Source organism: Pseudomonas sp. GW822-FHT02E03, assembly GCF_058802325.1.
Window position 1 is genome coordinate 44,701 of the sequence record NZ_JBXAOA010000021.1, and the last position, 21,041, is coordinate 65,741.

At 60.3% G+C, this 21,041-nt stretch carries 19 protein-coding genes and 1 pseudogene; 9 read left to right on the top strand and 11 right to left on the bottom strand.

Translation table 11 applies throughout. The features are described from left to right. Positions 1–51: 51 nt before the first annotated feature. Entirely contained in the window at positions 52–1,002 is a 951-nt protein-coding gene (locus AC1RQB_RS17075; RefSeq protein WP_007907523.1) for a choline ABC transporter substrate-binding protein, read from the bottom strand. Positions 1,003–1,439: 437 nt separating this feature from the next. Here AC1RQB_RS17075 and AC1RQB_RS17080 point away from each other — a divergent pair, with 437 nt between their 5' ends. Further along, the gene (locus AC1RQB_RS17080; RefSeq protein ID WP_008072542.1) at positions 1,440–2,816 is read left to right on the top strand and encodes an L-serine ammonia-lyase; all 1,377 of its coding nucleotides are present in this window, start codon (positions 1,440–1,442) and stop codon (positions 2,814–2,816) included. 533 nt (positions 2,817–3,349) lie between these two features. After that, a complete protein-coding gene (gene gbdR, locus AC1RQB_RS17085; protein WP_008072536.1) occupies positions 3,350–4,453 on the top strand; it encodes a choline metabolism transcriptional regulator GbdR in 1,104 nt (367 codons plus the stop codon). Between the two features lie 114 nt (positions 4,454–4,567). Here the strand turns inward: gbdR and AC1RQB_RS17090 are convergent, their stop codons facing one another. From AC1RQB_RS17090 to AC1RQB_RS17115, 6 genes are all read right to left on the bottom strand, one after another. Further along, positions 4,568–4,831: a hypothetical protein gene (locus AC1RQB_RS17090; protein WP_007937979.1), complete on the bottom strand. Its 264-nt coding sequence runs from the start codon at positions 4,829–4,831 to the stop codon at positions 4,568–4,570. A 372-nt stretch (positions 4,832–5,203) separates the two neighbouring features. Then, complete coding sequence (locus AC1RQB_RS17095) at positions 5,204–6,367, bottom strand: gamma-butyrobetaine dioxygenase (protein WP_063342300.1); 1,164 nt, start codon at positions 6,365–6,367, stop codon at positions 5,204–5,206. A 13-nt stretch (positions 6,368–6,380) separates the two neighbouring features. Next, complete coding sequence (locus AC1RQB_RS17100; RefSeq protein WP_008072524.1) at positions 6,381–6,857, bottom strand: thioesterase family protein; 477 nt, start codon at positions 6,855–6,857, stop codon at positions 6,381–6,383. Between the two features lie 142 nt (positions 6,858–6,999). Next, positions 7,000–7,965, bottom strand: a complete 966-nt coding sequence (locus AC1RQB_RS17105) for an L-carnitine dehydrogenase (protein ID WP_063342301.1) — start codon at positions 7,963–7,965, stop codon at positions 7,000–7,002. A gap of 139 nt (positions 7,966–8,104) precedes the next feature. After that, positions 8,105–8,992, bottom strand: a complete 888-nt coding sequence (gene cdhC / locus AC1RQB_RS17110; protein WP_063342302.1) for a 3-dehydrocarnitine:acetyl-CoA trimethylamine transferase CdhC — start codon at positions 8,990–8,992, stop codon at positions 8,105–8,107. Between the two features lie 75 nt (positions 8,993–9,067). After that, positions 9,068–10,012, bottom strand: coding sequence for a choline ABC transporter substrate-binding protein (locus AC1RQB_RS17115; RefSeq protein WP_008008108.1), 945 nt, complete (start codon positions 10,010–10,012; stop codon positions 9,068–9,070). A gap of 224 nt (positions 10,013–10,236) precedes the next feature. Here AC1RQB_RS17115 and AC1RQB_RS17120 point away from each other — a divergent pair, with 224 nt between their 5' ends. Next, entirely contained in the window at positions 10,237–11,181 is a 945-nt protein-coding gene (locus tag AC1RQB_RS17120; RefSeq protein WP_063342303.1) for a GlxA family transcriptional regulator, read from the top strand. A gap of 137 nt (positions 11,182–11,318) precedes the next feature. Here the strand turns inward: AC1RQB_RS17120 and AC1RQB_RS17125 are convergent, their stop codons facing one another. The 4 genes and pseudogenes from AC1RQB_RS17125 to AC1RQB_RS17140 form a co-directional block, all read right to left on the bottom strand. Beyond that, entirely contained in the window at positions 11,319–11,735 is a 417-nt protein-coding gene (locus AC1RQB_RS17125; RefSeq protein WP_008008110.1) for a DUF3010 family protein, read from the bottom strand. Between the two features lie 32 nt (positions 11,736–11,767). Further along, positions 11,768–12,091 (bottom strand): helix-turn-helix domain-containing protein, encoded by a 324-nt coding sequence (locus tag AC1RQB_RS17130; protein WP_063342304.1) that lies wholly within the window; start codon positions 12,089–12,091, stop codon positions 11,768–11,770. Beyond that, a pseudogene (locus AC1RQB_RS17135) lies at positions 12,075–12,328 on the bottom strand (type II toxin-antitoxin system RelE family toxin). The gene AC1RQB_RS17130 and the pseudogene AC1RQB_RS17135 overlap by 17 nt, the downstream one beginning before the upstream one ends. A 205-nt stretch (positions 12,329–12,533) precedes the next feature. Beyond that, on the bottom strand, positions 12,534–12,935 hold the full coding sequence (locus AC1RQB_RS17140; protein ID WP_063342305.1) for a lysozyme inhibitor LprI family protein: 402 nt from the start codon (positions 12,933–12,935) through the stop codon (positions 12,534–12,536). A gap of 245 nt (positions 12,936–13,180) precedes the next feature. On the opposite strand from AC1RQB_RS17140, the gene AC1RQB_RS17145 reads away from it, so the two are divergent. From AC1RQB_RS17145 to etfB, 6 genes are all read left to right on the top strand, one after another. Further along, entirely contained in the window at positions 13,181–14,158 is a 978-nt protein-coding gene (locus AC1RQB_RS17145; protein WP_007907542.1) for a dipeptidase, read from the top strand. Positions 14,159–14,236: 78 nt separating this feature from the next. Continuing rightward, on the top strand, positions 14,237–14,767 hold the full coding sequence (locus AC1RQB_RS17150) for a DUF5943 domain-containing protein (protein ID WP_007907543.1): 531 nt from the start codon (positions 14,237–14,239) through the stop codon (positions 14,765–14,767). Positions 14,768–14,782: 15 nt separating this feature from the next. Next, positions 14,783–16,843, top strand: a complete 2,061-nt coding sequence (gene dgcA, locus AC1RQB_RS17155; protein ID WP_008008115.1) for a dimethylglycine demethylation protein DgcA — start codon at positions 14,783–14,785, stop codon at positions 16,841–16,843. Positions 16,844–16,988: 145 nt separating this feature from the next. After that, positions 16,989–18,938 (top strand): dimethylglycine demethylation protein DgcB, encoded by a 1,950-nt coding sequence (gene dgcB / locus AC1RQB_RS17160; RefSeq protein ID WP_063342306.1) that lies wholly within the window; start codon positions 16,989–16,991, stop codon positions 18,936–18,938. Further along, entirely contained in the window at positions 18,938–20,158 is a 1,221-nt protein-coding gene (etfA, locus tag AC1RQB_RS17165) for an electron transfer flavoprotein subunit alpha (protein ID WP_063342307.1), read from the top strand. The genes dgcB and etfA overlap by 1 nt, the downstream gene beginning before the upstream one ends. 15 nt (positions 20,159–20,173) lie before the next feature. Further along, complete coding sequence (etfB, locus tag AC1RQB_RS17170) at positions 20,174–20,944, top strand: electron transfer flavoprotein subunit beta (RefSeq protein ID WP_008072487.1); 771 nt, start codon at positions 20,174–20,176, stop codon at positions 20,942–20,944. The last annotated feature ends 97 nt before the right edge of the window (positions 20,945–21,041 follow it).

Sequence of the window (21,041 nt, forward strand, 5' to 3'; positions counted from 1 at the left end):
ATAAACAGCCCGGGCGAGCGAACTCGCCCGGCGTAAGCGATGCTCCCTAAATCAAGGCTGCGCAAGCTTGGCTTTCACGGCCTCCAGGCCAGGTTTACCGTCAATGGTGGTCACGCCAGCAAGCCAGGTATCGAGCACCTGTGGATTCTTTTTCAGCCAGGCCTTGGCGGCCGCGTCAGGCTTCATTTTGTCGTCCAGGACGTTGCCCATCAGCGTGCTTTCCATGTCGAGGGTAAACACCAGGTTTTTCAGCAGCTGACCCACGTTGCTGCATTCCTGTGCGTAACCCTTGCGGGTGTTGGTGTAGATGGTCGCCTGGCCGAAGTTCGGGCCGAAGTATTCGTCGCCGCCAGTCAGGTACTTCATCTTGAATCGTGTGTTCATCGGGTGCGGTTCCCAGCCCAGGAACACCACGGCGGTGTTGCGGCGCTGGGCGCGATCGACTTGCGAGAGCATGCCTGCCTCGCTGGACTCGACCACCTTGAAGCCGGCGTCTTTCAGGCCGAAGGCGTTCTTGTCGATCATGCTCTGGATCAGGCGGTTGCCGTCGTTACCCGGTTCGATGCCATAGATCTTGCCGTCGAGTTCTTTCTTGAACTTGGCGATGTCGGCGAAATCTTTCAGACCTTTGTTATACAACTCTTCGGGCACGGCGAGTGTGTATTTTGCGTTTTCCAGATTAGCGCGCAGGGTGTCCACGGTGCCGGCATCGCGGTAGGCCTTGATGTCGTTTTCCATGGTCGGCATCCAGTTACCGAGGAACACGTCCATGTTCTTGCCGTCGGCCAGGGACTTGTAGGTCACCGGCACGGAAATCATCGTGGTCTTGGTCTTGTAGCCCAGGGCATCGAGAACGACGCTGGTGGTGGCGGTAGTGACGGTAATGTCCGTCCAGCCGACATCGGAGAAGTTTACGGTGCTGCATTGGGCCGGTTCTGCGGCTTGAGCCAGAAACGGCAGACTCAGCATGGCGGCCAACAACAACGACGGGGAACCTTTCATAAGGGGCGACTCCTTGGTGTTTTTTTTGGCAGTGTTCCGACTGGACCACCGCACTTATCTGTTGCGGTTGGATGGCGTTTTGGAGACAGCTCTACCACGGCGCCTTGCAATCGAGTCGATACGATCATGTACCAGTGAAAATCTGACGCCTACAGGGTGCGTCGTAACCAGTACAGGGATGGTCGCATCCAGTGTCGGTAACGTCGTTTACAGCTTTTTTCAGCCCGTTTTGCCCCGCTGATCCGCAAAAAAACGGCGAAAACACTGCGTAAGCGGCCTGCGGCGCTAGCGGGCATGAGTGCGTCGGTGTGAGACGTTGAGCGACATGACAAAAGCCTGATGATGCGGCCATCTCGGCGGATTGCAGCTTGAGCGTAGCAGCTCCGTCACTGGGCGCTTTTGCGCCTGGAGCAGGCACATCCAGGAGTTCAGCAGTAATGGCTATCAGCGTTTTCGACTTGTTCAAAATCGGCATCGGCCCTTCCAGTTCGCACACCGTGGGGCCCATGCGCGCCGCGGCGCTGTTCGTGCAAGGTTTGCGTGAACAGGGACTTTTGGAGCAGGTGCGGCGCGTTGAAGTTCAGCTTTATGGTTCGCTTTCGGCCACCGGCATCGGTCACGGCAGCGACAACGCGGTGATCATGGGGTTGATGGGCGAATGGCCGGATGCAATCGATCCGTCGCAAATCGGCATCCGCATCGCGGCCCTGCGTGAAACCGACACGCTATTGCTCGACGGTCGCTTGTCGGTCCCGTTCATCTGGGCCCGGGACATGCGCCTGATCGACGAGAACCTGCCGTTCCATCCCAATGCCATGACCCTGGTTGCCGAAGGCGATCACGGCGAGCTGCATCGCGACACCTACTATTCCATCGGCGGCGGTTTTGTCGTCGATGAGGCACAGGCTTCCAGCGGCGTGGTGGATCTGGATAGCACCGTGCTGCCTTACGACTTCTCCAGTGCCGTCGAGCTGCTCAGTCTCTGCAAGCAGCACAACCTGCGCGTTGCAGAGTTGATGATGGCCAACGAGAAAGTCTGGCGCAGCGAAGAGGAAATTCGCGCCGGCCTGATGAAACTCTGGCGGGCGATGCAAGATTGCGTGGAGCAAGGCCTCAAGCACGAAGGCATCTTGCCCGGTGGCCTGAATGTGCGTCGTCGCGCGGCCAAATTGCACCGCAGCCTGCAAGAACTGAACAAGCCCAACGTGATCGGCTCGACCCTGAGCGCCATGGAGTGGGTCAACCTGTTCGCCCTGGCGGTCAACGAAGAAAACGCTGCTGGCGGGCGCATGGTTACGGCGCCGACCAACGGCGCGGCGGGGATCATTCCGGCGGTGCTGCACTACTTCATGAAGTTCAGCGAGGCAGTGACCGACGCCAACGTGGTCGATTACTTCCTCAGTGCCGCGGCGGTGGGGATTCTGTGCAAGAAGAACGCCTCGATCTCCGGTGCCGAGGTCGGTTGCCAGGGTGAAGTCGGTTCGGCCTGCGCCATGGCGGCGGCCGGGTTGGCGGAGATTCTCGGTGCCACACCGGAGCAACTGTGCAACGCGGCGGAAATCGGCCTGGAACATAACTTGGGCCTGACCTGCGACCCAGTGGGCGGCCTGGTGCAAGTGCCGTGCATCGAGCGCAATGCGATTGCCGCGGTGAAAGCGATCAACGCGGCGCAGATGGCGCTGCGCGGCGACGGTCAGCACTTTATCTCGCTGGACCGGGTGATCCGCACCATGCGTGATACCGGTGCCGACATGCACGACAAATATAAAGAGACATCGCGCGGTGGGTTAGCGGTTAGCGCGGTTGAGTGTTGAATCAGTAATACCGAGTCGCCTGCTTCGCGAGCAAGCCCGCTCCCACATTGGATTTGTGCACGACGCTGATTAAATGTGGGAGCGGGCTTGCTCGCGAAGGGGCCAGACCAGTCAAAACTGCGCACCAAGTGAACACCCGCACCAAAACCGCGCAACCTTTTAGCGCGTCGCAAACAGGTAAGCCTGTCTCCCCCAGTCAGGGATCCAATTCAAGCCTGACCGTCCGTCACCTGTGCTTGCGGTGACACTCTCCCCTGGAGCGTCGCAGCCCTGTTCCCACAAGTGCTACCGATTTGCTCACAGGCAACGGGGTAGCGGGTTTGCGGCCTCTAATGGCACTTATGACCTCTTATCTCTGCGCGCCATATCTAGACGCATCGCGACGTCGTTTTCAGGAGTTATTGAACACGCATTCAATTTTAGGCATGGCAATTGCTCTGTCATTACAAAGCCCGTCTCCCACGCGAGAACGATGGCAATAAAAAGAGCCTCCGCCTGAGGCCATCACCCGCTTTGTGTGAGGAGATACCGCGATGACGACGTTCAACTCCGGGGCCCAACCCCAGAACCGTGCGCCTCAATCCATCGGCTTTTTGCTGCTGGACAATTTCACGCTTATTTCTCTGGCCTCTGCAGTAGAACCTCTGCGCATGGCCAACCAATTGTCCGGCCGCGAGCTTTATCGCTGGACCACACTCACCGTCGATGGCGGTCAGGTCTGGGCCAGTGACGGACTGCAAATCACCCCCGACGCCTCCATGCACAAAGCGCCTCCCCTGGACACTGTCATTGTCTGCGGCGGCATCGGTATTCAGCGTACTGTTACCCGAGAACACGTGTCGTGGCTGCAAAGCCAGGCGCGTCAGCACCGTCGTCTCGGCGCGGTCTGCACCGGCAGCTGGGCCCTGGCTTGCGCAGGTCTGCTGGACGGTTTCGATTGCAGCGTGCACTGGGAATGCCTGGCGTCGATGCAGGAAGCTTTCCCGCGGGTGGCCATGAGCACCCGTCTGTTCACCCTCGATCGCAACCGTTTCACCAGCTCCGGTGGCACCGCGCCGCTGGACATGATGCTGCACCTGATCAGCCGCGATCACGGTCGTGAACTGTCGGCCGCGATCTCGGAAATGTTTGTCTACGAGCGCATCCGCAACGAGCAGGATCACCAGCGCGTGCCGCTCAAGCACATGCTCGGCACCAACCAGCCGAAGCTTCAGGAAATCGTGGCGTTGATGGAAGCCAACCTCGAAGAGCCGATCGACCTCGACGAACTGGCGGTGTACGTCGCTGTTTCGCGTCGTCAGCTGGAGCGGTTGTTCCAGAAATACCTGCACTGCTCGCCGTCGCGTTACTACCTGAAACTGCGCCTGATCCGCGCTCGGCAACTGCTCAAGCAAACGCCGATGTCGATCATCGAAGTGGCGTCGGTATGTGGGTTCGTGTCCACGCCGCACTTCTCCAAGTGCTACCGCGAATATTTCGGCATTCCGCCGCGCGACGAGCGCGTGGGTTCCAACACCACGCAACAAGTGGCGATGATGCCGCTGCCGCAAGCACTGGTGCTGTCGCCATTGTCCGGGCCGCTGTCGGCGTTGAGTCAGGCGCGCAATGAGTCGACGTTTGCGAGCGTAAGGCTCTAAACCGAGGCGCCTTCATCGCGGGCAAGCCCGCTCCCACAGGTTCTGTGTCAATGCATCAATTGTGTATACGACGCAAAATCACTGTGGGAGCGGGCTTGCCCGCGATTGGGTCTATCAGGCGCTACGGCTTTGCTGATACTCCGCCAACGCCGGCAGCAATTGCTTGTCGATCGCCTGGCGCACGGCCGGCAGGATGGTCGCGCTGCTGGTGTACATCTGCTTCACCATAGTGCGCAGCGTCATCGCCCGCTCATCGTTCAAGCCTCGCACGGCACACTCGCAAGCCTGCTCGGCTGTGGAGCCGCTCGGTACTTGAAAACCCAACGATTTTAGTTGGCCCAACAGGTCTTCCTGGTCAATCAAATCGGCGTGCATCATGACGCAATCCTTCTTCAGGGAACGGTGTCGTGGCTCGATTCTGGTAGGGGCTGGGGATGGCGGCAAGGACGATTTGTCGCAATGGCCGCAATACCTATGAACATGTCGTTTTCGGCTAACTTGCCATGCAAGGGAATGGGCACACTGGATTCAGCTGGCTTCACGAAGGTTTGGTCACCCTCGCGCAACAGCTCCTCAACAGTACCCTCCTCAGCTCCGATCCTGTCACGGCTTGATCGGGGTTTTTTTTGCCTGTGAATCAGAGCGTTTTGTGTTGCCTGTGCAGACGCCATCGCGGGCAAGCCACGCTCCCACAGGACTTGCCAATAACCTGTGGGAGCGTGGCTTGCCCGCGATGAACGATGACGCGGTCTAGCGTTGCAACACCAAAATCCGCGACAACAACTCATCCCTGTCGACATAACAACCCTGGAAATGCCGGGCGCCTGTTGCCGGGTCAAACGCATTGCGTGCATGAAGGGTGCGGCGGTTGTCGAAGCACCACAGCTCACCGGGTTTGAGCCGCGTCATCACCCGGAAGCGCGCCTCGCGGGTCATTGCAATGAAGCGACGGTAAGCGCGATACAGCTTGGGCATCTGCTCGACTGAAGCATCGAACGGCCCGCGCAGAAAGTTTGCCATACGGATTTCCGACACCTGCCCGAACGCATCCAGGGCGATGATCGGCGCCAGGCAGCGGTAGTCGCTGTGGCGGTCCTTGTTGCGGAACTCCACGGGAATTTCACACAAGGCTTGAAACGCCTCGGGATCTTCTTGGCGCAAGGCTTGGGCGATGGCAAAACCGTCGACGAAAATGCTCTCGCCGCCGTCGGCGTCATTGACCAGGCAATGCAGAAATTGCAGCCCCGGTTGCAGCTCCCGAGTGGGCAGATCGCTGTGCAGCGGCAGGTTGAAAGCGGTGTAGGCATTGCTGTCTGCGTCGGCCTTGGATTGCACGTTGAACAGCACGCCGAAATTGCTCTCGCGGATGAACGAAATCCGCTGGGCGATCAGCTTCAGCGAGCCCGGCTCAGTCGGTACACCGCGAACCTGGGTCAGGCCGATGTCGCGCACGGCCAGCAGCCATTGCAGCAAGGCATCGTTGTCGTCCATCAACGCCTGATAGTCGAACACCGGCAGCTTTAGCTGGCTGTCCCACAGCTTGCTTTTCGGTTTGGTGGCTCGGCGTTCAGCGCGGGACTCATCGTCATACGCGTGAGCTCGCAGCCAGCCCGGGTCGAAGCGACTGAGGTGGCCGTCCTGCCAATCGATACACAGGCAACCTTCGGCATCGATTCGAGCGCTGTCGGGGATCAGATTTTCCGCGACATCGACGATTTCCAGCACTTGCTCGCGAGTCACCGTGTAGACGCACTGCGGGCACGGGCAGTTGTCCCGTAGCCATTGATGATGAAAAGGGCTGACCCGAGCGTCCGCCCACTGCACTTGAATTCGGTCCGCCAGGGTGTGCACGGCGGTCAACGCGCTGATCAACGGGTAGGTGCGGAAATCGGCAAAAGCGGCGGCGGTGTTCATGGCGAGCTCCTTGCTATTTTTCGGGCGGTAAAGCGATCACTCGGCCGATGAAGGCGGGGGCGGGCAGGTCGGCTTGCTCGGCGACAATGGCTTGCAACTTGTTCAAGGTTTCTTCGCTGAACGGTGCGGATCGCGGCCCGGCGAGGTCTACGTGCAGCAGCATTTGTTCATTGCCCGCCAGCTCCTTGTCACCGCCCACCAGATGCAGGCTGTGGTAGAGGTGCAGGCGCTTGCGGTCATGGCCGATGATCTGGGTGTGCACTTCGACATCGGCATCGAGCTTCACTTCGTGCAGGTAGTTGAGGTGCAGCTCGAGGGTGAACAGCGAGTTGCCGCTGGCTTCGCGGTTGTTGCTGTCCATGCCCAGCCGATCCATCAGCGCGTCGGTGGCGTAGCTGAAAATCAGCAGATAGAAGGCATCGCGCAGGTGGCCGTTGTAGTCGACCCAATCGGGGATGATTTTGGTTTGGTAGGTGGTGAGGGTGGGCATGATTGGGGTTCCGGCAGGTGGATGATCGTTCCCACGCTCTGCGTGGGAATGCCGCCCGGGACGCTCTGCGTCCAGACGACGTGACGCAGAGCGTCACAGGATTCATTCCCACGCAGAGCGTGGGAACGATCAGTACAAGGGGTTACTCGCTAAACGCCATTCCATGCTTCTCTTTGGTGGTCTTCACCGCCTCCAGCACTGCCAGCAAGCAATCATCACGATAGCGCTCCAGCGCCGAGATGCTGTGCTTGCCCAACTGCTCGCTGGTGCCATCCACCACGTCATCAATCAATTTGTCGGTCAGCTCCGGTGCCGGCAGATAGGTCCAGGGCAACTGCAACGCCGGCCCGAATTGCGCCATGAAGTGCCGCATGCCGGCGTCGCCGCCCGCCAGGGTGTAAGTCAGGAAAGTACCCATGAACGACCAGCGCAGGCCCGCGCCAAAACGAATCGCATCGTCGATTTCACCGGTGGTCGCCACACCGTCGTTAACCAGATGCAACGCCTCACGCCACAGCGCTTCGAGCAAACGGTCGGCGATAAAACCGGGTACTTCCTTGCGCACATGCAGCGGGCGCATGCCCAAGGATTCATAGACTTTCATTGCCGCTTGAACCGCTTGCGGCGCGGTATTTTTGCCACCGACCACTTCCACCAACGGCAGCAGGTAAACCGGGTTGAACGGATGCCCGACCACGCAGCGTTCCGGGTGTGTCGAACTCTCGTAAAACTCGCTTGGCAACAGTCCCGAAGTGCTGGAGCCGATCAAGGCATTGGGCTTGGCCGCCGCGCTGATTTTGCTGTGCAATTCCAGTTTCAGCTCCAGTCGTTCTGGAGCGCTTTCCTGGATGAAATCTGCGTCGCGAACGCATTCTTCGATAGTGGCGACAAAGCGCAGACGATCTTGCGACGCGCCGGGTGCCAGGCCTTGCTTCTCCAGCGCGCCCCAAGCATTGGCGACGCGCTTGCGCAGGGCCGCTTCGGCACCGGGCGCCGGATCCCAGGCCACTACGTCGAGGCCGTGGGCGAGGGCGCGGGACACCCAGCCGCTGCCGATGACACCGCTGCCCAGAGCGGCGAAGGTTTTGATATCAGTGATAAAGCTCATGGCGACGTCCTAAAGAGTTCGGTGATCCCTTGTGGGAGCGGGCTTGCTCGCGAAAGCGGAGTGTCAGTCGACAGAGATGTCGGATGTGATGGCCTCTTCGCGAGCAAGCCCGCTCCCACAGGTAAGGTGTAGGTTCGGGTTAACCGCGCTTGGTCAGGCCCATTTTTGCCCGGCCTTCAGCCGGCGTCAGAACACGGGTGCCGAGGCGGCTGAGGATTTCGCTGGCGCGTTCGACCAATTGGCCGTTGGTCGCCAATACGCCCTTGTCCAGCCACAGGTTGTCTTCCAGACCGACCCGCACGTTGCCACCCAGCAACACCGCTTGCGCCGCCATCGGCATCTGCATGCGACCGATGCCAAACCCGGCCCAGACCGCGTCGGCCGGCAGGTTGTCGACCATGGCTTTCATGGTGGTGGTGTCGGCCGGCGCGCCCCACGGGATACCCAGGCACAGCTGGAACAACGGGTTATCCAGCAGGCCTTCCTTGATCATCTGTTTGGCGAACCACAGGTGACCGGTGTCGAAGATTTCCAGCTCGGCCTTCACGCCCAGCTCTTGAATGCGTTTGGCGCCAGCACGCAGCTGCGCCGGGGTGGACACGTAAATGGTGTCGCCGTCACCAAAGTTCAGGGTGCCGCAATCGAGCGTGCAGATTTCCGGCAGCAGTTCTTCGACGTGGGCCAGACGGGTCAGCGGGCCGACCAGGTCGGTGTTCGGGCCGAACTCCATAGGGTTCTCGCCCGCGCCGATTTCCAGGTCACCGCCCATGCCGGCAGTGAGGTTGACGATGATGTCGACGTCGGCCTCGCGGATGCGCTCCATCACTTCGCGGTACAGCGCCACGTCACGGCTGAACTGGCCGGTTTGCGGGTCGCGAACGTGGCAGTGGACCACGGTGGCGCCAGCCTTGGCGGCTTCCACGGCGGCCGCGGCGATTTGTTTCGGGGTGACCGGCACGTGTGGGCTTCTGGCGGTCGTGTCGCCAGCACCGGTGAGTGCGCAGGTGATGATGACGTCGTGGTTCATTGGGTGGTTCCTTGCAGGCGTGATTAGTCAGGTTCGCAGCCCTGTCGGGCTGCGAATCGGTGGTTCAAATCAGGGTTATTTGCTGGTCAGCTTGAGGTTTTCAGCAGCCGGTTTGCCGTCGAAGGTGGTCACGCCTTCGAGCCAGCGTTGCTTGTCTTGCGGGTGATCTTTCAGCCATTGCTTGGCCGATTCGAAAGCGTCCTTGTGATCCAGCAATGGCTGCATCATCCGGCTCTCGTCTTCGGCGGTGTAGGTCAGGTTGCTCAGCAAACGACCAATGTTCGGGCATTGCTCGGCGTATTTCGGCGCGGTGACCGTCCAGACGGTGGCCATGCCTTCGTTCGGGCCGAGGGCGTCTTCGCTGCCGGTGAGGTAGGTCATTTGCACGTTGACGTTCATCGGGTGCGGGGCCCAGCCGAAGAACACCACAGCTTCCTTGCGCCGCACGGCGCGATCCACCGCCGCAAGCATGCCGGCTTCGCTGGACTCGACCAGCTGGAACTTGCCCAGGCCAAATTGATTCTTGGTGATCATCGCCTTGATCTGGGTGTTGGCACCCGAGCCAGGCTCGATGCCGTAAATCTTGCCGCCCAGTTCTTTTTCGAATTTGGCGATGTCGGCGAAGGTTTTCAGGCCTTTGTCGGCGAGGTAAGTCGGCACGGCGAGGGTGGCGCGAGCATCCTTGAGGCTTGGCGCTTCAAGCACTTTGACCTGTTTGGCATCGACGAACGGGGTGATGGTCTGGGTCATCAGCGGGTTCCAGTAACCGAGGAACACGTCCAGGCGCTGGTCGCGAATGCCGGCGAAGATGATTTGCTGGGAGGCGCTGGTCTGTTTGGTGTTGTAGCCGAGGCCATCGAGCAACACCTGGGTCATGGCGCTGGTGGCGATCACGTCGGTCCAGTTCACTACGCCCATGCGCACGTTCTGGCACGACGCGGGTTCGGCCGCCATGACGCTGGCGCTCAAGAAAGCGGTACCGCTGAGTGCAAGAACACAGCTGCTGATCAGTCGTTTCATGTCGGGTTCCTCGGCAGGTCGTTATTGTGGGTCCGGTCATCTTTGTGTGCCGGTGATGCCAAGTTACGCAGCAAAGCCCCCGTAAAAACGCACTGCGGCGACCAGCTCTTGCACTGCAGCGACCTGAGCCCTTGAATGCTCGTTGCAAGTGGCGTATCAACGTCAACACGCTAACCGCCCTCTCGTTACCTGGCCTCTTTTTACCTGCTAAGCGAGTGCGCTCCATGTCCCAGGATTTCTACTTCTTGTTGATGCCGGGTTTCTCGGCGATCGGTTTTATCTCGGCCATCGAGCCGCTGCGGGTCGCCAATCGCTTTCGCGGCGAGCTGTATCGCTGGCATGTGTTGAGCGCTGATGGCGGGGCGGTTTTGGCCAGTAACGGCATGTCGGTCAACGCCGATGCGGCGCTGGAACCTTTGAAGAAAGGTGCGACCTTGCTAGTGGTCGCCGGTTTCGAGCCGCTGAAGTTTTCCAGCCCGGCACTGGAGCACTGGTTGCGCCGTTTGGACAACGAAGGCGTGACCCTCGGCGCCATCGACACTGGCAGCTTCGTTCTCGCCGAAGCCGGCCTGCTCGACGGCCACCGACTGACCCTGCACTGGGAAGCCATCGACGCCTTCAAGGAGTCTTATCCAAAGCTCAGCGTCACCCAGGAGCTGTTCGAGATCGACCGTCGGCGCATCAGCTCTGCCGGCGGCACGGCTTCCATCGACCTGATGCTCGACCTCATCGGCCAGGCCCACGGCCCGGAACTGGCGATCCAGGTCAGCGAACAATTCGTACTCGGGCGCATTCGCCCGCGCAAAGACCACCAGCGCATGGAAGTTGCCACGCGGTATGGCATCAGCAACAAGAAACTGGTGCAGGTGATCGGGGAGATGGAGCAGCACAGCGAACCGCCGCTGAGTACCCTGGAGCTGGCGGAATCGATCAAAGTGACCCGGCGTCAGTTAGAGCGGTTGTTTCGCCTGCATCTGAACGACACTCCGAGCAATTTCTACCTGCGGTTAAGGCTGGAGAAGGCGCGGCAGTTGCTGCGTCAGACGAACATGAGTGTGTTGGAAGTGAGCATCGCGTGCGGGTTTGAATCGCCCTCGTATTTCACCCGCAGTTATCGGGCGAGATTCGAGCGCTGCCCGCGTGAAGACCGACGTACGGCCCAAGCGTAATTCTGACGACACCGAGAAACCTGTGGGAGCGGGCTTGCCCGCGATGAGGCCGGCACATTCAATGTTGATGTTGACTGACACGCCGCCATCGCGGGCAAGCCCGCTCCCACAATGATCTGTGTTGATGAGAGAAAATGTTACTTCTTCATCAGCGCCGAGCACGCTGCTTTGTAAGCCTCATGCTGATACTTGTTCAGCGTCTCCGGCAGTGCAAAATCGAACTTCTTGTTCTGCGCATTGATGGTCTGCGGCGACAGCAGCGTCACTTCGCAATTTTCCAGCAGCTGGAAAATCCCCTCAATCTTGAATGTAGTCGGCCCACCGGCGAACTCGCCTTTCTTGCTGCGCTTCTTGATCGCGATCCGGTCGATAGAGTTCTCACGAACGAACGACGCCACCTGAGCGGCGAAGACTTTGACGTTGGCGGCTTCGTCGTCCTCGTCGAGGGCGATTTTCCTGGTGGCGAGGGCGACGTGACTGAGCGCCTGACCGTCGAGGGAGGCCACGGCGATGATCGCTTCGCTGCCTTTGATTTCGATGCCGCAGATTTTCATTTCAACCCCTTTTCCTGATGCTGGCGTTCAGCTTACAACTCTAGTTGGTTGGCGTTGATGCCAAAAGCTGCGGCAATTTTTTCACGGGTTGCCTTGCGGGGCTTGGCGACCGTTTCTTGCTGGGCGAAAGCCGGTTGGGAAATGCCCATGCGCTTGGCAACTTCATCCTGCGTAAGGTTCAGGTGTTCGCGCCAGGCGCGAATGGGTGTCGCGCCATCGACGATGCGACTGACCACTTCGTGGGGGATCAGATCGGGCTCGATCTTCTGCGCCACATACTGCGCGTAGGGAATGACCACGAACGCCGGTTTTCCCTCCGCGTCGTTGATGATTTGAATCTCAGTAGGTGCGTTCATCGCGTTTTTTGACCTCTTGAATACTGACCACTTTGATCGCGCCATCCCAGTCGAACATAACCCGATAACTACCGACTCGCAGTCGATAGGCGTAGTCATGACCGACCAGTGCTTTGACGTTGCCTACATCAGGCATGCCAGCTAGCGCCGTGATGGCATCACGAACCTGGATCTGATGAACGGAATGCAATTTCAGAGCTGCTTAACGGCCTTTCGAGTCCAGTGAATGCTGTTCATGGAGAATATAAGTCTTTTATAAGATTTTGCGAGTCTTTACTTATATTTTTCAGGTGGCCAACAAACGAAATTTGTCGGGATGTTGCTCGAAAATAGCTGCTTTAACCCTTACCCAGCGGGAGTTGTAGGTTTGCTCGGTGTGGGAAAGGTCTTGATTGAAGGTAAAAGCTGGTAGGGCTACCAGCTTTCGACGGACGATTCAGGATCACTCCTGCCCAATCGACTCCAAAAACTCCGACCGCTCGTCACTCATGCGCGCCACGCAATCATTCTGCGCAATGGTGAACGCTTTGCTACCGCTCGTCGCCGGGAACGCTTCCACTGCACAGTCCGCGTCGCGGGTTTTCAGCCATTGCTGTTGCGCGGTTTTGATTTTGGCGGTGATGTCGGTCAGTTGCGCCTGGTTCTTGCCGTAGAGCGTCTGCATGCGCTCGCTCAGACTTTTGTAGTTTTCATTCAGCAGCTGTTCGGCGGTGGTTCTGCTGTAGGCCGAGCATTCCAGGGTCTGGATTTCGTTTTCGACGGCGTCGCAGGGGTTGTCGTCGGCCTCTTCAGCTGCTTGTACGCCAGTCGCCATCAGTGCCAAAGCCAGGAAGATCGATTTCATTGCGCCGCCGCCCCTTAATCCAGTCATGCATTCAGTAAAACATCCAGTGCGGCGAATTCTGGCCCAAGCGGGCGGCGTTGGATAGGTAGGCAATGACGCCTGTCGACGACCCTTTGTCGCGGATTGACGCTTTCGGCAAACCCCCTGTCGTTTTTGCACCCGGCTACCCCCGCACCGAGGCATATGCTGGCCCCAAAGCGCCGGCACACGATTCGGCGCATGAATCGCTAATAGGGGACAGCCTGATGAGCCCAGCCGAATTGCACGCCGACAGCATCGTTATCGACGGGCTGATTATTGCCAAGTGGAACCGCGAGCTGTTTGAAGACATGCGCAAGGGCGGTCTGACCGCGGCCAACTGCACCGTGTCGGTGTGGGAGGGCTTCCAGGCCACTGTCAACAACATCGCCGCCAGCCAGAAGCTGATCCGCGAGAACAGCGACCTGGTGATTCCGGTGCGCACCACTGCCGATATCCGCAAGGCCAAGGAGCAGGGCAAGACCGGCATCCTCTTTGGCTTCCAGAATGCTCACGCGTTTGAAGACCAGATCGGCTATGTCGAGGTCTTCAAGCAGCTCGGCGTCGGTATCGTGCAGATGTGCTACAACACCCAGAATCTGGTCGGTACCGGTTGCTACGAGCGCGACGGCGGCCTGTCGGGTTTCGGTCGTGAAATCGTCGCTGAAATGAACCGTGTCGGCGTCATGTGCGACCTGTCCCACGTCGGTTCGAAGACCTCCGAAGAAGTCATCCTCGAATCCAAGAAGCCGGTTTGCTACTCCCATTGCCTGCCGTCGGGTCTGAAAGTGCACCCGCGCAACAAGTCCGATGAAGAACTGAAGTTCATTGCCGACCACGGCGGTTTCGTCGGTGTGACCATGTTCGCGCCGTTCCTGGCCAAGGGCATCGATTCGACCATCGACGATTACGCCGAAGCCATCGAATACACCATGAACATCGTCGGCGAAGACGCCATCGGCATCGGCACCGACTTCACCCAGGGCCATGGCCAGGATTTCTTCGAATACCTGACCCATGACAAGGGCTACGCCCGCCGTCTGACCAGCTTCGGCAAGATCATCAACCCGCTGGGCATCCGCACCGTGGGCGAGTTCCCGAACCTGACCGAGACCCTGCTCAAACGCGGCCATTCCGAGCGTGTGGTGCGCAAGATCATGGGCGAGAACTGGGTGAATGTCCTCAAGGACGTCTGGGGCGAATAAGCCACCGCATTTCTGAATCCTTTCCCCCGGCCGTCCGTGCCGGGGGCAACACAACGAATTTTCTGGAGTTAAGTTTCCATGGCCAAGATCGCCCCGCAATTGCCAATCGAAGTCGACAGCGAAACCGGTGTCTGGACCTCCGACGCCCTGCCGATGCTGTACGTACCGCGTCACTTCTTCGTCAACAACCACATGGGCATCGAGGAAGTGCTGGGCGCCGACGCTTACGCCGAAATCCTCTACAAGGCCGGCTACAAGTCCGCCTGGCACTGGTGTGAAAAAGAAGCTGAATGCCACGGCCTGGAAGGCGTTGCAGTGTTCGAGCACTACATGAAGCGTCTGTCGCAACGCGGCTGGGGCCTGTTCAAGATCCAGGACATCGACCTCGACAAAGGCACCGCCAGCGTCAAGCTCGAACACTCCGCATTTGTCTACGTGTACGGCAAGGTCGGGCGCAAGGTCGACTACATGTTCACTGGCTGGTTCGCCGGCGCCATGGACCAGATTCTTCAGGCCCGTGGCAGCTCGATCCGCACCGTTGCAGAACAGGTTTACGGTGGCTCCGAAGAAGGCCACGACGACGGTTTGTTCACCGTCAAGCCGTTGTAAGTCGAGGAACCCGCCATGGCTTTCGAAGCAATGTTTCAACCGATTCAAATCGGCAAACTGACCATCCGCAACCGCGTGCTCAGCACCGCGCACGCGGAGGTCTACGCCACCGACGGCGGCATGACCACCGACCGGTACGTCAAGTATTACGAAGAGAAAGCCAAGGGCGGGATCGGCCTGGCGATTTGCGGCGGTTCCTCCAGCGTGGCCATCGACAGCCCGCAAGGCTGGTGGAAGTCGGTCAACCTGGCCGACGACCGGATCATTCCGCACTTCCAGAACCTGGCCGATGCCATGCACAAGCATGGCGCCAAGATCATGATCCAGATTACCCACATGGGCCGACGCTCGCGCTGGGACGGCGAGCATTGGCCAACCCTGCTGTCGCCGTCGGGCATCCGTGAACCGGTGCACCGCGCGACCTGCAAAACCATCGAACCGGAAGAAATCTGGCGGGTGATCGGCAACTACGCAAGCGCAGCCGCGCGGGCCAAGGCCGGTGGCCTGGACGGCGTCGAACTGTCTGCCGTGCACCAGCACATGATCGACCAGTTCTGGAGCCCGCGGGTCAACAAGCGTACCGACGAATGGGGCGGCAGTTTCGAAAACCGCATGCGTTTCGGCCTGGAAGTGATCAAGGCTGTGCGCAAGGAAGTCGGTCCGGACTTCTGCGTCGGCATTCGTCTGTGCGGTGACGAGTTCCACCCGGATGGCTTGTCCCACGAAGACATGAAGCAGATCGCCAAGTACTACGACGACACCGGCATGATCGACTTCATCGGCGTCGTGGGCTCGGGTTGCGACACCCACAACACCCTGGCCAACGTTATCCCGAACATGAGTTATCCACCGGAGCCATTCCTGCACTTGGCCGCCGGTATCAAAGAAGTGGTGAAGGCTCCGGTTTTGCACGCGCAGAACATCAAGGACCCGAACCAGGCGACCCGTATTCTGGAAGGCGGCTACGTCGACATGGTCGGCATGACCCGCGCCCACATCGCCGACCCGCATTTGATCGCCAAGATCAAGATGGGCCAGGTCGACCAGATCAAACAATGCGTCGGCGCCAACTACTGCATCGACCGTCAGTACCAGGGCCTGGACGTCTTGTGCATCCAGAACGCCGCAACCTCCCGTGAATACATGGGCGTGCCGCACATCATCGAGAAATCGACCGGCGTGAAGCGCAAAGTCGTGGTGGTCGGTGCCGGTCCTGCCGGGATGGAAGCGGCTCGCGTGTCGGCCGAACGTGGTCACGACGTGACCCTGTTCGAGAAGAAAGAATTCATCGGCGGGCAGATCACTACCGCGTCGAAAGCTCCACAACGGGACCAGATCGCCGGTATCACCCGCTGGTTCCAGCTTGAGCTAGCGAGGTTGAAAGTCGACCTGCGCCTGGGCGTGGCGGCGGATGCGGCGACCATTCTCGACCTGCGTCCAGACGTGGTGGTACTCGCTGTCGGCGGTCATCCGTTCCTTGAGCAGAACGAACATTGGGGCGCCGCTGAAGGCCTGGTGGTCAGCAGCTGGGACATTCTCGACGGCAAGGTTGCGCCGGGCAAGAACGTGCTGGTCTACGACACCATTTGCGAGTTCACCGGGATGTCCACCGCCGACTTCCTCGCCGACAAGGGCAGCCAGGTCGAGATCGTCACCGACGACATCAAACCGGGCGTGGCCATCGGCGGTACGTCGTTCCCGACTTACTACCGCAGCATGTACCCGAAAGAAGTGATCATGACCGGCGACATGATGCTGGAGAAGGTCTACCGCGAAGGCGACAAGCTGGTGGCGGTGCTGGAAAACGAATACACCGGCGCCAAAGAGGAGCGGGTGGTGGACCAGGTGGTCGTTGAAAACGGCGTGCGTCCGGACGAAGAAATCTACTACGCGCTGAAGGAAGGCTCGCGCAACAAAGGCCAGATGGACATCGAAGCTTTGTTCGCGATCAAACCGCAGCCTTCGTTGAGCCAGGCAGGCGACGGCTACTTGCTGTTCCGTATCGGCGACTGCGTGGCCCAGCGCAACACCCACGCGGCGATCTATGACGCGTTGCGGTTGTGCAAGGATTTCTAAGCCGGTGAGCTGATCGTTCCCACGCTCTGCGTGGGAATGCAGCCCGTGACGCTCCGCGTCACATTCAAAAGCGGACGCAGAGCGTCCGGTGAGGCATTCCCACGCAGAGCGTGGGAACGATCAATGAGTCCCGTGGGAGCTCCACATGTTGAACACCCTTCTTCCAATCCTGTTGTTCGCTGCCTTGGGCCTGGCTGTCCTGGGCGCGTTGCGGCGGGTGGCTATGTGGCGTCAGGGCCGGGCGTCGAAAGTCGACCTGATCGGCGGTCTGTTCGCCATGCCCAAACGCTACATGGTCGATTTGCACCACGTCGTCGCGCGGGACAAATACATCGCCAACACCCACGTTGCCACGGCCGGTGGTGCAGTGGCGTCCATTGTGCTGGCGATTCTGGTGCATGGTTTTGGCCTGCATAACCGCATCCTCGGTTATGCATTGCTGCTGATGTCGGCGGTGATGTTTGTCGGCGCGATCTTTATGTTCCTGCGCCGTCGCAACCCACCGGCCCGCTTGTCCAAAGGCCCGTGGATGCGCCTGCCGAAAAGCCTGATGGCGTTCTCGGCATCGTTCTTCCTGCTGACCCTGCCGGTCGCCGGCATCCTTCCGGAAAACTTCGGTGGCTGGGTGGTCGCTGCGATCCTCGGCGTCGGCGTGCTCTGGGGCGTTAGCGAACTGTTCTTCGGCATGACCTGGGGCGGGCCAATGAAGCACGCCTTCGCCGGTGCCCTGCACCTGGCCTGGCACCGTCGCGCCGAACGTTTTGGTGGCGGTCGTTCCACCGGGTTGAAACCGCTGGATTTGAATGACCCGAACGCGCCGCTCGGTGTGGAAAAACCCAAGGATTTCACCTGGAACCAACTGCTCGGCTTCGACGCCTGCGTGCAGTGCGGTAAATGCGAAGCGGCGTGCCCGGCGTTCGCCGCTGGCCAGCCACTGAACCCGAAAAAGCTGATTCAGGACATGGTCGTTGGCCTGGCCGGTGGCACCGATGCCAAATTCGCTGGCAGGCCTTATCCGGGCAAAGCCATTGGCGAACACGGTGGCAATCCGCATCAACCAATCGTCAACGGTCTGGTGGACGCTGAAACCCTGTGGTCTTGCACCACTTGCCGCGCCTGCGTCGAGGAATGCCCGATGATGATCGAGCACGTCGACGCCATCGTCGACATGCGCCGGCATCTGACCCTGGAAAAAGGCGCGACCCCGAACAAGGGCGCCGAAGTCCTGGAAAACCTGATCGCCACCGACAACCCGGGCGGTTTCGCGCCAGGCGGGCGGATGAACTGGGCGGCGGATTTGAACCTGAACCTGCTCAGCGAGAAGAAATCCACCGACGTGCTGTTCTGGGTCGGTGACGGTGCCTTCGACATGCGCAACCAGCGCACCCTGCGTGCCTTCGTCAAAGTGCTGAAAGCGGCCAAGGTCGACTTTGCGGTGCTGGGGCTTGAAGAGCGTGACAGTGGTGACGTGGCACGACGCCTGGGCGACGAAGCGACATTCCAGCTGTTGGCCAAGCGCAACATTCAGACCCTGGCCAAGTACAGCTTCAACCGCATCGTCACCTGCGACCCGCACAGCTTCCATGTGCTGAAAAACGAGTACGGCGCCTTCGACGGCAACTACCTCGTGCAGCACCACAGCACCTACATGGCAGAGATCATTGGCGAAGGCGCACTGAACCTCGGCCAGCACAAAGGCAGCAGCGTGACCTATCACGACCCGTGCTACCTCGGCCGCTACAACGGCGAGTACGAGGCGCCGCGTGAAGTACTGCGCGCCCTGGGCATCGAGATCAAGGAAATGCAACGCTCCGGTTTCCGTTCACGCTGCTGCGGCGGCGGTGGCGGTGCACCGATCACCGACATTCCGGGCAAGCAACGGATCCCTGACATGCGCATGGAAGACATCCGCGAAACCGGCGCCGAACTGGTGGCCGTGGGTTGCCCACAGTGCACTGCGATGCTCGAAGGCGTGGTGGAACCACGTCCACTAATCAAGGACATCGCCGAACTGGTGGCCGACGCCTTGCTCGAAGATGCCGCGCCGGGAAAGCCTTCGGCACCGGCCAAACGTGAACCTGCGGAGGTGCATTGATGAGCGACATTATCCGCCGCGACCCCCGCGCTGAATGGATCGCCCGCAACCGTCTGCACCCGTTGCACGCGGCCATGCAACCGGCGCAACACAGCTGGATGGGGCCTAACGGTGTCATCCGCAAGAACCCTCACGGGATCGGTTTTATCGGCCCCAACGGTATCAAGCGGATCGACCGCAGCGGCGCTCAACAGGGCGGGGCGACCAAACGCTCGGCCGCGGTTGAAGTGCAATTGCCGTTGCATCAAGTCGCTGCTCCCGCGTTCTACATCAGCGTGGTGCCGGACATGGTCGGCGGTCGCCTGAGCAGCCACGACCGCGACTTGCTCGGCCTGGCTCATCAGTTGGCCGGCAAGGACGGCGCGGTACTGGCCGTAGTCTTCGGCGAGCACAAGGAAAACGCCTTCGCCACGGCGGGCGTTGACCGCTTGCTGGTACTGGAAGGCGACGAATTCAGCGGTTATGCACCGGAGCAACGCGTCCAGGGCCTGCGGGCTGTGGATAACCAGTTCAACCCTCGTCACTGGTTGCTGCCGGACAGCCGCAGCGGTGGCGGCGAACTCGGTCGACGCTTTGCCGCGGCACTGGGCGAACGCCCGGCCACGCGGGTCTGGCAGGTCAAGGATCAGGAGTGCATCGGCCGCGCCGGTGCTGGTTTGCAGGACCTTGCACGTCCGGTCGCCCGCTTGATTCTGGCGGCTGCCGAATGCGCCGAACCGGTCAGCGAAACCCGTCACGAAGCCCTGCCAGTGGAGTTATCCACAGCAGTCGCCCGCAGCCTGTCGCGGATCGAAGATCTGGGCGCGGTGGCGGTGGACCCGGCGGCGATTCCGATGGCCGAAGCCGAGTTCATCTTCTCTGGCGGTAACGGGGTCAAGGACTGGGGACTTTTCCACAGGACGGCCGAGGCGTTGGGCGCGACCGAAGGTGCATCGCGCGTGGCGGTGGACGATGGCTTCATGGCGCGCGACCGTCAGGTCGGTGCGTCCGGCACTTGGGTCACGGCACGGGTTTACGTGGCGGTGGGGATTTCCGGGGCGATCCAGCACCTGCAAGGCATCGGTGCCTGCGACAAGGTGGTGGCGATCAACCTCGATCCGGGTTGCGACATGATCAAACGGGCCGACCTGTCGGTGATCGGTGAGAGCGCCGAGATTCTTCAAGCCTTGATCGATGCGGTAGATGCTTACCGCACTGAAGCCAAGCGCGATGCGGCTTAAGGGAAGGAAAGGGTTATGAGCACGAAAATCATCAGCCTGGTGTCCATCGGCGCCCACCCGACCTCCGGCCGGCCACGCCGCGCCGAGCAGGATGCACGAGCAGTTGAACTGGGCCTGCAACTGGCTGGGGATAACCTGCAAGTGCTGCATGCCGGTGACGTCGCGGAGCCTGCGCTGCGCGCTTATCTGGGCATGGGCCTGGAACAGTTGCATGTGCTGGAGCAACCGGAAGGCGCCGATGCGCTGCCAGCGCTGACCGCTTATCTTCGCGATGCCGGGGCTCAGGTGGTGCTGACCGGCAGCCAGGCGGAAACCGGCGAAGGCTCGGGCATGTTGCCGTTCCTGCTGGCCGAAAGCCTCGGCTGGCCGCTGGTGGTGGGTTTGGCGCAGGTTGAATCCATCGACGGTGGTTCGGCGCTGGTACTGCAGGCCTTGCCTCGCGGGCAGCGTCGTCGGCTGAAAGTACGCCTGCCGTTTCTGGCGACTGTGGATAACGCAGCGCCCAAGCCTCGGCAGAGTGCCTACGGTCCGGCGCGGCGCGGGGTATTGCAGGCGGATGAAGTCGAAGTGATCGACGACGAACTGCTGGCGGTGGCCACGCTGCAACCGGCTAAACCACGGCCAAAACGCTTGAAAGTGATCAAGGCCAAGAGCGGTGCAGACCGCATGAAAGCCGCGACAGCCAAGGCCAGTGGCGGAGGGGGGCAGGTGCTCAAGGGCGTAACCGCGCAGGCGGGCGCAGACGCCATTCTCAAGTTGCTGATCGAAGAAGGCGTGGTCCGCTAAACCTGGACAAACACAACACCTGTGGGAGCGGGCTTGCTCGCGAAGGGGTCATCAGCTTCAACATCATCGTTGACTGACACACCGCTTTCGCGAGCAA